Source organism: Oryzisolibacter propanilivorax, assembly GCF_900103645.1.
GTDB classification, from domain to species: Bacteria; Pseudomonadota; Gammaproteobacteria; order Burkholderiales; family Burkholderiaceae_C; genus Melaminivora; species Melaminivora propanilivorax.
In genome coordinates, this window is record NZ_FNHP01000011.1 from 13,046 (window position 1) to 26,696 (window position 13,651).

Below are 13,651 nucleotides of genomic sequence, written 5' to 3' on the forward strand. Positions count from 1 at the left end.
AGGGCCAAGCGCTTTGCAATGGGGGCATTATTGGCCCGCGAGGGCGGGCATGATAGCCAGAATAGCCGCCGGAAACGCCGCCCTTTCAGGGCCTAGACGAAGACGTCCACGGAACGTTGCGCACCGCTGGCGCGCCGTGCCGGTGCGGCGCTGGCCTCTCCCGCAGCCGCCACCCGCGCTTGGCCGCGGCGCATGTCGGCGCCGGGCTGGCCGGACTCGCTACCCTGCCCGGCTTGGCCCTGGGCGCCGCCGCCCGACGGGCCCACGGTCACGCCGGCCAGCTGCAGGCCCTGGGCGTCCAGCAACGCGCGCAGGTCGGCCACATTGGCGTCCAGCAGCTGGCGCGCCTGCGCCTCGTCGCTGTGGAACACGATGTGCGCCTGGTCGCCGTTCAGCGTCACCTGCACCTGCACCGGCTGGCCGTCGGCGTCCAGCGTCAGCGCGGCGCTCTGCGTCTGCTGGCTGGCCCACCAGGCCACGTCCTCGGCCAGCTGCGCCTGGGCGTCGGCGGAGCCGTCCTGCCAGGCGCCGGAGGAAGCACCCTCGGTCCCGGGCACGGACTGGGTGCTGTCGATGCCCGGGGCAGCGGCGCCGATGGGTTCCTGCGCTACGGCGCGCGAGTCGCCGCGCCGCGCGGCTGGCGGGCCAGCATCAACGCCCTGCCCTGCGCCTTGCGCCAGAACGGCTTCGGCGGCACCGGCCGCCAATGGCATCGGCTGCCCCGCCGTGGCGGCATGCGGGCCCGAACCGGCAACGTCCTGGCGCGCTGGGCCGATCGCCACGCTGGCGCTGACCGGCACCGGTGCAGCGGGCTGCGCCAACACGGCAGCCGGCGCCTGGCGCCGGCCCGACAGCTGTTCGGAGGCAGCAGTGGAGGCAGCGGCCGCCGTCCAGGAGACGGCCGGACGCGGGCGCGCCGCGCCGGGCTGAGGCAGCGTCGGGACTGCCAGTCCGAGATCGACCTGCGCAGCGCTGGCGGCATCCAGCCGGCCGGTTTCGGCCACCAGACTGGTGGGCAGCCAGGGCATGCCGCCCTCCCCACTTCCCAGGGACGCTTGTGCCTGGGCACCAGCGCTGTCCGGCACGTTCGGCAATGTCTGCGAGACCAGCATTTGAATGGCCCAGGGCGAGGGCAGCAGTCCGCTTGCATCCGGCGCCTGCTCTTGCGGCTGCGGCACAGGAGCAGCATCGGCATGGAGTGCCTCGCCCCAACTCTCCAGGGCGTCCTGCGGGTCCTGCGGGTCCTGCGGGTCTTGCGGGTCTTGCAGCGAGCCGCGCACATCCGCCGGCTCATCCGGCAGCAGCGCCAGCGGGGCATCTTCCGGCCCACCCAGCAGTGACAGCATCAGCGCGAAACCGCCATCCGTGCCATCCGGGGCGTTCGCCTGGCCAGCAGCCATGCGGCCGGCCTGCACGGGGCGCGGGGTCTGTTCGATACGGTTCGGGGATGTCATGCGGATTCCTCCATGTCGCGGGACAGCGCAGCGGCTGCGCCCAGGCGCAGCGCGGCGCGCTCGTCGGTCTGTTTCTGTTCGCGGCGCTGCTGCGCGCGCGCTTGCTCGTCCTGGCGGCGCTGCAGCACCTTGCGCAGGCTGGCCAGGCGCAGCTCGGCCTGCACCAGCGCCTGGCGCGCCTGTTCCACGCGCTGCTGCTGGCTGCCGACCACGCGCGTCTGCAGGGCGATGGCATGCTCCAGCCGGCCCATGAACTGGTAGTGGTGCTGCAGCACCAGGGGCTGCAGCGTGCGCCCCTCGCTGGCGCCGAAGCGGCCCTGCGTCTCCACCGCATAGCCGTCCAGCTGTTGCAACTGCGCCTGTGCCGCGTGGCAGGCGCCCTGCACGTTCTTCAGCTGCTCGCGCGCCACATCGCGCTGGCGCTCGGCCAGCTCGACGGCGACGGTGAAGGCATGCAACGACGACATGGTTCAGACCTTGTTGAGAAAGCGGTCAGCCCGCGCCCAGCGCCTGCGCCATGCCGGCCACGCTGGCGTCCATGGGCGCGGCCTCAAACATGGTCTGCTGCAGGAAGGCCACCATGCCTGGCTGCAGGCGGATGGCCTCGTCCAGCTGCGGATCGGAGCCGGCGAGATAGGCGCCGACCTGAATCAGGTCGCTGCTCTTTTGGTAGCGCGAATACACGGCACGGAACTGCCGCGCCAACTCGAAATGCTCGCGCGGCACGACGTTGTGCATGACGCGTGAGGCGGATTGTTCGATGTCGATGGCCGGGTAGTGCCCGCCCTCGGCCAGCGCGCGCGACAGCACGATGTGCCCGTCCAGGATGGCGCGCGCGGCGTCGGCGATCGGGTCCTGTTGGTCATCGCCCTCGGACAGCACGGTGTAGAACGCGGTGATCGAGCCGACGCCGTTCAGGCCGTTGCCGCTCCTCTCGACCAGCGCCGGCAGCTTGGCGAAGCACGAAGGCGGATAACCCTTGGTGGCCGGCGGCTCGCCGATAGCCAGGGCGATCTCGCGCTGGGCCTGGGCATAGCGGGTGAGGGAGTCCATCAGCAGCAGCACGTGCTGGCCTTGGTCGCGGAAATGCTCGGCGATCGCCGTGGCATAGGCCGCGCCCTGCATGCGCAGCAGCGGCGGCGCATCGGCTGGCGCCGCCACCACCACGGCGCGGCCGCGGTCCTCCTCGCCCAGGATGTCCTCGACGAACTCCTTGACCTCGCGGCCGCGCTCGCCGATCAGGCCGACGACGATGACGTCGGCCTGGGTGTAGCGCGCCATCATGCCCAGCAGCACCGACTTGCCCACGCCCGAGCCGGCGAACAGGCCCAGGCGCTGGCCGCGGCCCACGGACAGCAGCGCGTTGATGGCTCGCACGCCGGTGTCCAGCGGCTCGCGCACCGGGTCGCGCTCCATGGCGTTGATGGGTGTGCGGTCCATGGCCTCGGCCTGCACGTCCTGCAGCGGCCCGTTGTGGTCCAGCGGCTGGCCCTGCGAATCGACCACCCGGCCCAGCAGGCCAGCGCCCATGGGCAGGCGCAGCACGCCGGCGGCGCCGGTGTCCGGCTCACGCTGTGATTCCGCCGACTGCCCCAGGCGCAGCGGCGGCACGAAGGCCGGCGCCGGGCTGACAATGGCGCCGCTGGACAGGCCGTGCACGTCGCCGGCCGGCATCAGGAAGGCCTTGTCGGTGGCAAAGCCGACGACCTCGGCCAGCACCGGCTCGCCGTTCTCGCCCATGCGCACTTGGCACTGCGCGCCCACCGGCACGCGCAGGCCGGCGGCCTCCAGCACCAGGCCCGTCAGGCGCGTGAGCGTGCCGCGCGTCTCCAGCGGCAGCCCATCCTGCAGCCGCGCGCGGGCGCGTGCGGCCAGGTCCTGCCAGGCGTCTGCGGTCTCAATCGTCATGCGGGGCCTCGCGCCAGGCGTCGGTCAGGCCCAGGGCGGCAATCGCCCGGGACCAGCGCTTGTCCAGCGTGCCGTCGATGGCCATGCCGGCCGACTCAACCAGGCAGCCGCCGGGCTGCACGCCGGCGTCGGGCAGCCACTCGATGCGCGGCGACGGGTGCTCGGCGCGCAGCGCCGCCTCCAGCGTCTGCCAGTCCTGCGGGTGCAGGCGCACTGTGGCCGGGCGGCTTTCGCCGGCCAGCATGCCCAGCGCCTCGCGCACCACCGGTAGCACGGCCTGGCGGTTCAGGTTCACCTCGCTGCGCACCACCTGCCGGGCGATGTCGCAGGCCAGCGCCAGCACCTGCTGCGCCATGTCCTGCTGCAGTCCGGCCAGACTGGATTCGAACGCCTGCGCCAGCTGCGCCAGTCGCGCGGCGGCTTCGCTGCCCTGGCCGCTGACGTACTCGTCCATGCGCCGCTGCCACTGCAGGCGCTCGCCCTCCTGGCCTTCGCGCAGGCCGTCGGCGTGGCCCTGGGCATGCGCCTGCCGCAGCAGCGCCTCATGCTCGTCCAGCGGTATCACCACGGGCGGCGGCGGTGCCGCTTCCTGCGGTTCAGGCTCGAGCACCGCCGGCTCGGCGATCAGCGGACCGAGCACGCCCGAGGCGCCGTCCACCGCGCCGAACTCCCAGCGGGTGACCTGGCCGAGCTCCTCGCGCGGAACGAAACGGGTGTAGTAGCGATTGGTGGCCATTTGCCGTACTCAAGTTGCAGTGACGGTCAGACGAAGGCGTCGTCGCCGCCGCCGGACATGGCCACCTGCCCCTCGTCGGCCAAGCGGCGCACGGTCTTCAGGATCTCGCGCTGCTGTGCCTCGACCTCGGACAGGCGCATCGGGCCGCGCGACTCCAGGTCCTCGCGCATGGCATCGGCGGCGCGGGTGGACATGTTGGCCAGGATCTTCTCGCGCACCTCGGGCTGCGCGCCTTTGAGCGCCACCACCAGCGTCTCGGACGCCACCTCGCGCAGCACGGTCTGGATGGCGCGCCCGTCCAGCTTGACCAGATCGTCGAAAACGAACATCTTGTCCATGATCTTCTGTGCCAGGTCGGGCTCGTGGCCGCGAATGGTCTCCAGCACAGCGGCATCCGCCCCGGAGCCCATCAGGTTGATGATTTCGGCCGCCGCCTTGACGCCGCCCAGCGAGCTCTTGCGCACCTTGTCGCCGCCGGCCAGCACGCGGAACAGCACCTCGTTCAGGTCCTTGAGCGCGGTGGGCTGGATGCCCTCCAGCGTGGCGATGCGCAGCATGATCTCGCCACGCTGGCGCTCGGTCAGGTGCATCAGGATGGCCGAGCTCTGCTCCACGTCCAGGTGCACCAGGATGGCGGCGACGATCTGCGGGTGCTCGTTGCGCAGCAGCTCGGCCACCGACAGCGGGTCCATCCATTTCAGGCTCTCGATGCCCGAAACGTCGCCGCCCTGCAGGATGCGGTCGATCAGCAGCGCCGCCTTGTCGTCGCCCAGGGCACGCTTGAGCACCGCGCGCACGTAGTTGCTGGTGTCGGACACCAGCAGGCTCTGCGCCGCCGCGTCGTTGGTGAAACGGCCGATGACCTCGTCCACCTTCTCGCGCGAGACGCTGCGCATGCGCGCGATGGTCTCGCCCAGCTTTTGCACCTCCTTGGGCGACAGGTGCTTGAAGACCTCGGCGGCTTCCTCCTCGCCCAGCGACATCAGCATGATGGCCGCGTCGTTCAGTCCTTGCTCATCCATATCGAACCACTCTTGTCTTGTCCGTCAACCACGACCGCCGGCAGTACGAACCAACATCCACGACCGCGCGACGCAGTGCCAGCGGCCACCGCGCAAGGGCCGCCCCGCCGCGCTGGTGGCGTCCCCCTTCCCGAAGCGCGCAGCGATTCGAGAGAAGGGGGAAGCGGCGCAGCCGCTCAGGGGGTTGTCCGAATTCATTCACCGTTTACCCACGTCTTGATGATGTTGGCCACCGCCACCGGGTTCTCGCGCGCCAGCGTACGGGCGTCATTCAGGCGCTGCTGCTCGGGCGTGACCTGCAACTCCAGCGCCGGCATGGCAGCCCCGTCCGGCCCTGGCAGCGCCGGGCGCTCCAGGCTCTCACCCTCGATGGCGTCCAACTTCGCGCCGGAGGCCAGGGTGGCAATGGCCAGCTCCTTGCTGCGGGCACGCGCCTTCAGCGCCGGGCGCAGCACGCCGATCAGCACGATGGCGGCGGCCAGCGAGATCCCCAGCGGCCAGGCCAGGTTGACGGCCAGCTCGCGCATCTCAGGCTGCTTCCACAGCGGCAACTCGGCGGGCGGCGGCGCCTCGACCAGGAACGGCGTGTTCATCAGGTTGACCGAATCGCCGCGCTCCTTGTTGAAGCCGATGGTCTCGCGCACCAGCGCCGTCATCTGTTCCAGCTGCTCGGGCTTGAAGGCCACGGCCTGCGCCGGCTTGCCGTCCTCGCCGGCGGCGTTGGTGTAGTTGATGACCACCGCCGCGTTCACGCGCTTGATGGCGCCGACCGCGTTGCGCGTCACCTGGGTGGTCTTGTCCACCTCGTAGTTGGTCACCGACTCGCGCTTGGTAGGGGCGCCGCCCTCCCCGCCGGCACCGCCGGCCGCCAGCTGCGGCGCCGGGCCATTGACCGGGGCGCCCGCGGCCTGCGGCGGCTGGTTGCTGACGGCACCTGGCACGCCCGAAGGCGGCTGGCCGCCGGCCGTGCCGCCGGTCTCCACCACCTGCTGGCTGCGCACGGCGCTGGCGTCGGCGGCCAGATTGGGGCGGTGCTGCTCGACGGTCGATTCGGTGCGGTTGAAGTCCACCTCGGCGCTGACCTGAGCGCGCACATTGTTCTTGCCCACCACCGGCTCCAGCAGGTCGATGATGCGGCGCGTGTACTGCTGCTCGATCTGCTGCACGTAGGCCAGCTGCTGGGCGTCGATGCTGCTGTCGTTGCCGCCGGCGCTGCCATCGGGCGACTGCGACAGCAGCTTGCCGGTGTCGTCCAGCACGCTCACCGCCTGCGGCGCCATCTCCGGCACGCTGGAGGACACCAAGTGCACGATGCCCGCCAGCTGCGTGCGGTCCAGGAAGCGCCCGGGGTACAGGCTGAGCAGCACCGAGGCCGAGGGCTTTTGCTGCTCACGGAAGAAACCGTTCTGGTTCGGCAGCGCCAGGTGCACGCGCGCGCTCTGCACCGAGGCCAGCGCCTGGATGGAGCGGGTCAGCTCGCCCTCGAGCCCGCGCTGGAAGTTCAGCCGCTCCTGGAACTGCGTGACGCCGAAGCGGCTGTTGTCCATCACCTCGAAGCCGGCGACCGAGCCCTTGGGCAGCCCTTGCGTGGCCAGGCGCAGGCGCACGTCGTGCACCCGGTCGGCCGGCACCAGGATGGCGCCGCCGCCTTCGCTGTACTGGTAGGGCACATTCATGGTGGCCAGCTGCGCGACGATGGCGCCGCCGTCCTTGTCGTTCACGCCGGCGAACAGCACCCGATAGTCGGGCTGGCGGCTGTAGAAGAAAGCACCGATGGCGGCCACCACCAGCAGCGCGGCCAGGGCGCCCCAGCGCAGACGCGCGGCGCGGTCCAGGCTGCCCAGGCGCTGCAGCAGGCCAGGCGCGGGCACCCCGGCGGGTGCGGGCATGGGGACTTCGGCAACGGCGGCGGAGGACATCGTGGCAGGTGCTGGCTAGAGAAGAAAGGTTGCGGGCTGCCGAGGCAGCCACGCCCGGCAAGGCACCGGGTCGTGCGGCGATTATCGAGACAGCCCCCTGGCCGCGTTCGGCCGATAAGGCGCCCGAACCGGCCGCTATTTGCCCCTCTGCGCCGCGGCCCGCGCCCTACCATGACGCCAGTCCTGAAAGGCCGCCCGCCCTTTCATGCTTTCTTTTGGCGGCTGTGCCGCAGCTTCTTCACCCCCACACCGCCTGGCCCGCAGGCCCTTGCACCATGGACATGCGCATCACCAGCACCCCCAGCCCCCTGACCGCCACGCAACTGGCCCGCCGCGCCACGGCGCCGCAGCCGGCGGAAGGCGGCGGCTTCGGCACTGCGTTCAAGGACGCGCTGCAGTCCGTCAGCCAGGCGCAGGACCGCGCCAGCGGCCTGCAGCAAGAGGTGCAGCTGGAAAACCCCAACGTCAGCCTGGAAGAGACCATGGTCGCCATGCAGAAGGCGCAGGTGGGTTTCCAGGCGACGCTGCACGTGCGCAACCGCATGGTGCAGGCCTATACCGATATCATGAACATGCAGGTGTGAGCGGCCTGCCGGCACTCACCTTTTCATAGCTGGAGGCCCTTTATCCATCGGGGCTGAAGGCATATTTCACCCAAAAACGGCAAAGCCGGCCACCTTGCGGTGCCGGCTTTGTGCATTGGTGCGCCTGACCCGGACCTGAAAAAAGTCCGGGCGGCGACCCACTGTCAGTGCATGACCTGCGGCTGGCCTTCGAACAGGTGTTCGAACTGCGCCATCCACGGCTCGGCCAGCACGCGGATCTGCGCGTCGTTGCGCAGGATGCGCTGCATGATGCGCGCCTTTTCCTTGCGGTGCTCGGGGGCCAGCTCCTGCTGGCCAGACTGGAAGCGCAGCTGCTCGATCAGCACCGCGCAGGCGCTCTCGCAGCGCACCACTTCGTCCCAGTCCTTCAGGCGGGCCGCTTCGAGCATGCGGGCGCTGCTTTGCTCGATGGCCTTGTAGTAGTCGATGAGCATGTCGGGCATATCAGGCCTCCGCGGCCGCGAGGCGCAGGGTGTCGTTGGCGGCATTCTGCGGCTGGGGATGCTTGATCTCACTCCAGCCCTGAGCGATGGGCTCGATCAGGCGCGCAACTTCCTGCAAGAGCGCGTCGTCGTTCTTCGCATTGGCCAGAATGAGCCGCTGCAAGGCATAGCCATATACCGTGTCCAGGTTGGCCGCCAGTTCACCGCCTGCCTCACGGTCCAGCGCCGTCATCAGACCTTCTTCCAGGATACGCACCGCCTTGGACAGGCTGTTGCACTTGGTCAGTACGTCACCACGCGCCAATGCGCCTCGGGCGGTGGCAATCGACTGCAGCAGGCCCTGGTACAGCAGGCTGACCAACTGGTGCTGGTCAATGGTGTGCATGCTGGTTTCGACGTTGATCCGTTGATAAGCGGAAGCGGTTCGAGAGGCAAATGGCGTGAACATGGTGGTGATCCTCGGCTGGCTGCTGTGTTATTCATCGGCAGTCCTACCGGAAACTGAAGGCCGGGAAACGGTATGAATGCCCTACTGTTCAGCCCTTATTGTTGTTCCAGGTCGTCACTTGCTGGGCGATATAGGCGTTGAGCGCGTTGAGCTTGCTCATTTGGCTGTCCAGCGCGGTATAGCGCGCTGAAAGCAGTGCTTCGGTGCTGTCGGCGCGCGCGTTCACGCGCTTGATTTCATCGGCATTGCGCTTGAGCACATCCTTGAGTTGCGCATCCTTGTAGGCGAAAAATCCTTCTGCGCTCAGCAGCTTGGAAGTCGCCGCCTTGATCTTTTCCCCCACTCCGTCCTCGGTGGTGGACAGGCCATCGGCCCCAATGAAAAGGGCCTTGAGCGCATCCGGGTTCTTCAGCGCTTCGCTCAGCTTGGTGCTGTCGATGGACAGATCTCCGCCCTGGATCTTGCCCAAACCTATGTCGGAGAGGCGCTGGAACGGGCCAGTGCTGCTGGACAGCGACTCCACCACGTTGCGCAGGCTGTTCTGCAGCCCGACCACGGTCGAATCACCCTGCAGCAAGCCGCCCTGTCCGGTGCCCTTGTCGAACTTCGTCAGGTCATTGAGCGCTTGGTTGACCGCGTTGTAGGCCAGCACGAAATCCTCGATATTCTTTTGCACCGCAGAGCTGTTCTTGGTCACCGACAGCTCAACCGGCGCACTGCTCACCTTTTCGGCCTTGAAAGTCACGCCGGCCACAGCGTTCTCGAAAGTGTTGGTAGCCGAACGCACATTGAACTGCCCGTTGATCTGAGCCAGCGCGTCGGCAGCTGCGCCAGCGCCGGGGTCCGTTGACAAGCCAGCCGCGAGACGCGACAGACCAGCACCGGGATCTCCATCGGTGTCGGTCACACTCAGCTGAAAACCTGCTTCTTCGCCTGTAGCCTTGCTGCGCAGCATCAGCCGCTGCCCATCGGCATCCGTCAGGATGGTCGCGGTGACGGCTGCACCCGCGCCGTTGATCTTGCCGGCAATGTCGGCCAACGTATCGCCCGCTCCCACGGAAACCTCCAGCGCAGGTGTTCCACCCTCAGTGAAGTTGCCGCCGTTCCAGCGTCCGACCTGCAGCGTGAGCGTGCCGGCACCGACCGCCTGCCCAGCCGGCAGCCCATCCGACGTGGATACTTGTGCACGGGCGAGCTGCTGCACGGTGACGCTGAAGGTCGTCTCCACCGTGCCCCCGACAGCTGTAGCGGACACGCTTTTGTCGTCCGACGAAGAGGCCTGCACAGCGTTCCAGCCTGTGATGCTGCTGAGCTTGCTGGCTGCTGTCTGCAATGTCGACACGAGTGACTTGAGCTGGCCGAAGGTGGAGATCTTGGTTTCCGCCAGCTTGGCTTGGTAGTTCAGTCCATTGGGTCTGGTGATTGGAAGCTTGACCGCATCCACCGACGCCTTGATCAGGGCGTTGACATCGACGTTTCCGCCCAGCCCGACACCAATTGAAGAAAAGCTGGCCATGACTCACTCCTGTACTCGATGCCGAACCGACTTCCACACACATTATCGGCAGCCTCGGGCCACCTCATGGGGCGAAAAAGCATGGTGCATGCACCGCACTTCTCGCCACCTGCGCTTCTGCACCGGCATTCATACCTCGTCCCTGCAATGCAAAAGCGGCGAGGACCGAAGCCCCCGCCGCTTTCAATTTCCATTCTGAAGGGCAGAGCCTGCACTGCTCCCGCTACAGACCCGCTCCTTCAGGAACCTCCCATCAGCGCAGCAGGGACAGCACGCCCTGGGGCAGCTGGTTGGCCTGCGCCACCATGGCGGTGCCGGCCTGCTGCAGGATCTGCGCGCGCGAGAGGTTGGCGGTCTCGGCCGCGAAGTCGGCGTCCAGGATGCGTCCGCGCGAGGCCGACATGTTCTCCGACGTCACTTGCAGATTGCCGATCGCGGTCTCGAAGCGCGACTGCAAGGCGCCCAGCTTGGCGCGCTCGCCGTTGATATGGCCCAGGGCCGAGTCAATGGTCTTGAGCGCGTCCGTGGCCTTGGTGAAGCTGGTCACGTCCAGGTCAGAGACCTTCTTGAGGGTTGAGGCCGTGCCGGCGCTGCCAAAGGCGTTGCCCCCCGAACTGCCCACAGCGGAGAAGGATTTGTCGGAATCCAGCGTGATGTAGCCGCTGACCAAGCTGTTATCGGCGGTGGTGTCGGCGGTCAGCGTGGCGGGGCCGCCCTGGTCCACAGCTTTGCCATCGGTGCCCACAGCCTTCTTTTGCACCGTGACGTTGCCGGCGTTTTGCACCGCCGTGTCGGCCACGCGGATGTCGTTGCCGGTGTTGTTGGTGAGCACGACCTTAGTGCCGTCTTCGTTGAGCGCGGCGGTGATGCCAGTCTTGGAGGACTGCTCGTTGATCGCCGAGATGGCCGACGACAGGCCGTCAGCATTGTTGTTAGCTGACAGAGTGAACGACACCTCCACGTCAGCGCCGTTGTCCGAGCGCAGTGCCAGAGTGTGTGAGCCGGCCGAGGCGAAACTCAACTCGGCCATGGAACGCGCGGTGGCGCCCACGCCAGTATCGCCCTTCACGCGGTTGATGTTGTCGGCAATGGTCTTGGCAGAGTCATTGGCAGCGATGGTCACGGCTTTGGTACCGGCGAAGCCCTTGAGCGTTACTGAGCCGGCAGACACACCATTAGCGCCCCAGGCGCCACTGGCGCCCGTGCCCGAGGCCGCGCCTACGCCATTGGCAGCCACTTGGTTGTTGCCATAGTTGTTGGTGCGCAGATTGGCCGTGGCCGCCACGATGGTCTGGTTGGCGTTGGCGCCGACCTGGAACTGCTGCGTGCCGAACGAGCCGTCCAGCAGCTTGGCGCCGTTGAACTCGGTGGTCTGCGAGATGCGGTCCAGTTCGGAGACAAGCTGCGAAACTTCCTGCTGCAGGGCCTGGCGGTCGCCGGCGCTGTTGGATGCGTTGGCCGACTGCACGGCCAGCTCACGCACGCGCTGCAGGATGTCGCCCGAAGCCTTGAGCGCGCCCTCGGCCGTCTGCGCCAGCGAGATGCCATCGTTGGCGTTGCGCACGGCCTGGTTCAGGCCGCGGATCTGGCTGGTGAAGCGCTCGGAGATCGCCAGGCCGGCGGCATCGTCCTTGGCGCTGTTGATGCGCAGGCCGGACGACAGGCGCTGGATGGATGTGTTGAGGGATGCTTGGCCAACGCCCAGGTTGCGCTGGGCCGTGAGCGAGGCGACGTTGGTGTTGATGGTGGAAGCCATGGCAAAACTCCTGAAGGAACTGACTAAATATGGCGTTGCCGCCAACTGGGCCCAGAACGGTCTGGCCTCGTTACTCGCGTCCTGGCGTCACGCCCGGCCGCTGACCGACGGGACACTCTGTCGTGATTCGCTTGTCCCGTTGAAGAGGTTTTCGGGTGGTTGGCGGAAAACTTTAGATACCAAATGAAGGAATGGAAGGTTTTTTGCGTGCTTATCGGCCCATCGTGCGTCCTGAAGGCTTTGGACAATCCGTGCACGGTTCTCGTATCTGTCGCCATACGGCCGTTTTCGCGCCGGCGACCCCTTCTTCGCCCATCCAGGATTCACACCATGGCTTCCACCATCAACACCAACGTGGCCTCGCTGACCGCCCAGCGCAACCTGGGGGTCAGCCAGGGATCGCTGAACACCTCCATCCAGCGCCTGTCGTCCGGCCTGCGCATCAACAGCGCCAAGGACGATGCTGCCGGCCTGGCGATCTCCGAGCGCTTCACCAGCCAGATCCGCGGCCTGAACCAGGCCGTGCGCAACGCCAACGATGGCATCTCGCTGGCGCAGGTGGCGGAAGGCGCGCTCAAGGCTTCGGGCGACATCCTGCAGCGCGTGCGCGAGCTGGCCGTGCAGTCGGCCAACGCATCCAATTCGGCATCTGACCGCCAAGCGTTGAACCAAGAAGTAGGGCAACTGGTGGCCGAACTGGACCGCATCTCGCAGACCACCGAGTTCAACGGCGCCAAGCTGCTGGACGGCTCGTTCGGCACGCAGCAGTTCCAGGTCGGCGCCAACGCCAACCAGACCATCGTGGCGGCCACGGCCAATCTGCGCACCAACAACTACGGCAACAACCAAGTGGCCGCAGGCGGTGCCTCTACCGGTTCGGGCGCATGGGGCGCCAACGGCACCCCCCAGGGCACGGTCGATCTCAAAGGCTTTGCCGGCTCCAAGACGGTGACCATTGCTGCCAACGATTCCGCGCAAACCATCGCCGACAACATCAACCGCGTCAAGGGCGACACCGGCGTTGCGGCCACTGCGCGCACCATGGCAGAAGTGACGTTTCAGTCGGCAGGCTCGTACTCGCTCGACCTGCGCTCGGATAACGGCGCGGACGTGAACATCTCTTTCACCCTACCGGCCAGTAATACACCCGACGGCCTGTCCTCGGCCATCTCGGCGATCAACGAGCAGTCCTCCAAGACAGGCATCATCGCCGCCCTCAGCGAAGACGGCGCCAAGGTCGTGCTCACTAACAACACCGGCAACGACATCCGCGTGGCCGACACGGCGGTGCAGAACGCGGGCGCTGTGCAGGTACAAAAAATGCAGGTCGGCACAGATGGCAAGGCTGCTGCAGTAGGCGGCCCCGTCACGCTGGCGGCCGACACCAATGCCAACAACAGCATCGTCAGCGGCTACGTCACGCTGGACTCCGACAAGTCCTTCTCGGCCGTGGGTGGCACTGCTGGGGGCGCCTTCTCCAGCTCTGGTTCACCTTCAACGCTCAAGAAAGTTTCGGACCTGGATGTGACGACGTTCTCCAAGGCCACGGACGCGCTGAAAACCGTGGACTCGGCCCTGGGCCATATCAACGGCGAGCGTGCCAAGCTGGGCGCCCTGCAGTCGCGCTTCGAGACCGCCATTGCCAGCCTGCAGGTGACGTCGGAGAACATGTCGGCCTCGCGCGGACGCATCCTGGACGCCGACTTCGCGGCCGAGACCGCCAACCTCTCGCGCGCGCAGATCCTGCAGCAGGCCGGCACCGCCATGGTGGCGCAGGCCAACCAGATTCCGCAAGGAGTTCTGTCCCTGCTTAAAGGCTGATAGGCGCTGGTCGGGCGCGCCTG

General features: G+C 67.5%; 12 protein-coding genes. 2 read left to right on the forward strand and 10 right to left on the reverse strand.

Annotated elements, in window-relative coordinates; all coding sequences use genetic code 11:
• Window positions 1–92: 92 nt before the first annotated feature.
• The 6 genes from BLQ61_RS15085 to fliF form a co-directional block, all read right to left on the reverse strand.
• Window positions 93–1,454, reverse strand: a complete 1,362-nt coding sequence (locus tag BLQ61_RS15085) for a flagellar hook-length control protein FliK (RefSeq protein ID WP_091572143.1) — start codon at window positions 1,452–1,454, stop codon at window positions 93–95.
• Window positions 1,451–1,921: a flagellar export protein FliJ gene (fliJ, locus tag BLQ61_RS15090; RefSeq protein ID WP_091572146.1), complete on the reverse strand. Its 471-nt coding sequence runs from the start codon at window positions 1,919–1,921 to the stop codon at window positions 1,451–1,453. Before fliJ ends, BLQ61_RS15085 begins: the two co-directional genes overlap by 4 nt.
• 25 nt (window positions 1,922–1,946) lie before the next feature.
• Window positions 1,947–3,362, reverse strand: coding sequence for a flagellar protein export ATPase FliI (gene fliI / locus BLQ61_RS15095; protein ID WP_091572148.1), 1,416 nt, complete (start codon window positions 3,360–3,362; stop codon window positions 1,947–1,949).
• Entirely contained in the window at window positions 3,352–4,098 is a 747-nt protein-coding gene (locus BLQ61_RS15100) for a FliH/SctL family protein (RefSeq protein WP_091572151.1), read from the reverse strand. Before BLQ61_RS15100 ends, fliI begins: the two co-directional genes overlap by 11 nt.
• A gap of 26 nt (window positions 4,099–4,124) precedes the next feature.
• Entirely contained in the window at window positions 4,125–5,120 is a 996-nt protein-coding gene (gene fliG / locus BLQ61_RS15105) for a flagellar motor switch protein FliG (protein WP_091572154.1), read from the reverse strand.
• Between the two features lie 194 nt (window positions 5,121–5,314).
• Window positions 5,315–7,039 (reverse strand): flagellar basal-body MS-ring/collar protein FliF, encoded by a 1,725-nt coding sequence (fliF, locus tag BLQ61_RS15115; RefSeq protein WP_091572159.1) that lies wholly within the window; start codon window positions 7,037–7,039, stop codon window positions 5,315–5,317.
• A gap of 275 nt (window positions 7,040–7,314) precedes the next feature.
• Between fliF and fliE the strand changes: the two genes are divergently transcribed.
• The gene (fliE, locus tag BLQ61_RS15120) at window positions 7,315–7,623 is read left to right on the forward strand and encodes a flagellar hook-basal body complex protein FliE (RefSeq protein ID WP_091572161.1); all 309 of its coding nucleotides are present in this window, start codon (window positions 7,315–7,317) and stop codon (window positions 7,621–7,623) included.
• A gap of 164 nt (window positions 7,624–7,787) precedes the next feature.
• Here fliE and BLQ61_RS15125 read toward each other — a convergent pair whose 3' ends face one another.
• From BLQ61_RS15125 to BLQ61_RS15140, 4 genes are all read right to left on the reverse strand, one after another.
• Window positions 7,788–8,087 carry a flagellar protein FliT gene (locus BLQ61_RS15125; protein ID WP_091572164.1) on the reverse strand — a complete coding sequence of 100 codons (300 nt, stop codon included), beginning with the start codon at window positions 8,085–8,087 and terminating at the stop codon, window positions 7,788–7,790.
• A 1-nt stretch (window position 8,088) separates the two neighbouring features.
• Window positions 8,089–8,535, reverse strand: a complete 447-nt coding sequence (gene fliS, locus BLQ61_RS15130) for a flagellar export chaperone FliS (protein ID WP_091572166.1) — start codon at window positions 8,533–8,535, stop codon at window positions 8,089–8,091.
• Between the two features lie 88 nt (window positions 8,536–8,623).
• Entirely contained in the window at window positions 8,624–10,051 is a 1,428-nt protein-coding gene (gene fliD / locus BLQ61_RS15135) for a flagellar filament capping protein FliD (protein ID WP_091572169.1), read from the reverse strand.
• Between the two features lie 253 nt (window positions 10,052–10,304).
• Window positions 10,305–11,807: a flagellin N-terminal helical domain-containing protein gene (locus BLQ61_RS15140; RefSeq protein ID WP_091572171.1), complete on the reverse strand. Its 1,503-nt coding sequence runs from the start codon at window positions 11,805–11,807 to the stop codon at window positions 10,305–10,307.
• A 330-nt stretch (window positions 11,808–12,137) separates the two neighbouring features.
• Between BLQ61_RS15140 and BLQ61_RS15145 the strand changes: the two genes are divergently transcribed.
• A complete protein-coding gene (locus BLQ61_RS15145) occupies window positions 12,138–13,628 on the forward strand; it encodes a flagellin N-terminal helical domain-containing protein (RefSeq protein ID WP_091572174.1) in 1,491 nt (496 codons plus the stop codon).
• Window positions 13,629–13,651: the final 23 nt, after the last annotated feature.

What these genes read in the sequence shown, in the direction of transcription:
- fliE (WP_091572161.1), top strand. Translation starts at nt 7,315, where the DNA reads ATGGACATGCGCATCACCAGCACCCCCAGCCCCCTGACCGCCACGCAA.
- BLQ61_RS15085 (WP_091572143.1), bottom strand. Translation starts at nt 1,454, where the DNA reads ATGACATCCCCGAACCGTATCGAACAGACCCCGCGCCCCGTGCAGGCC.
- fliG (WP_091572154.1), bottom strand. Translation starts at nt 5,120, where the DNA reads ATGGATGAGCAAGGACTGAACGACGCGGCCATCATGCTGATGTCGCTG.
- fliF (WP_091572159.1), bottom strand. Translation starts at nt 7,039, where the DNA reads ATGTCCTCCGCCGCCGTTGCCGAAGTCCCCATGCCCGCACCCGCCGGG.
- BLQ61_RS15100 (WP_091572151.1), bottom strand. Translation starts at nt 4,098, where the DNA reads ATGGCCACCAATCGCTACTACACCCGTTTCGTTCCGCGCGAGGAGCTC.
- fliS (WP_091572166.1), bottom strand. Translation starts at nt 8,535, where the DNA reads ATGTTCACGCCATTTGCCTCTCGAACCGCTTCCGCTTATCAACGGATC.
- BLQ61_RS15145 (WP_091572174.1), top strand. Translation starts at nt 12,138, where the DNA reads ATGGCTTCCACCATCAACACCAACGTGGCCTCGCTGACCGCCCAGCGC.
- fliI (WP_091572148.1), bottom strand. Translation starts at nt 3,362, where the DNA reads ATGACGATTGAGACCGCAGACGCCTGGCAGGACCTGGCCGCACGCGCC.
- fliJ (WP_091572146.1), bottom strand. Translation starts at nt 1,921, where the DNA reads ATGTCGTCGTTGCATGCCTTCACCGTCGCCGTCGAGCTGGCCGAGCGC.
- fliD (WP_091572169.1), bottom strand. Translation starts at nt 10,051, where the DNA reads ATGGCCAGCTTTTCTTCAATTGGTGTCGGGCTGGGCGGAAACGTCGAT.
- BLQ61_RS15125 (WP_091572164.1), bottom strand. Translation starts at nt 8,087, where the DNA reads ATGCCCGACATGCTCATCGACTACTACAAGGCCATCGAGCAAAGCAGC.
- BLQ61_RS15140 (WP_091572171.1), bottom strand. Translation starts at nt 11,807, where the DNA reads ATGGCTTCCACCATCAACACCAACGTCGCCTCGCTCACGGCCCAGCGC.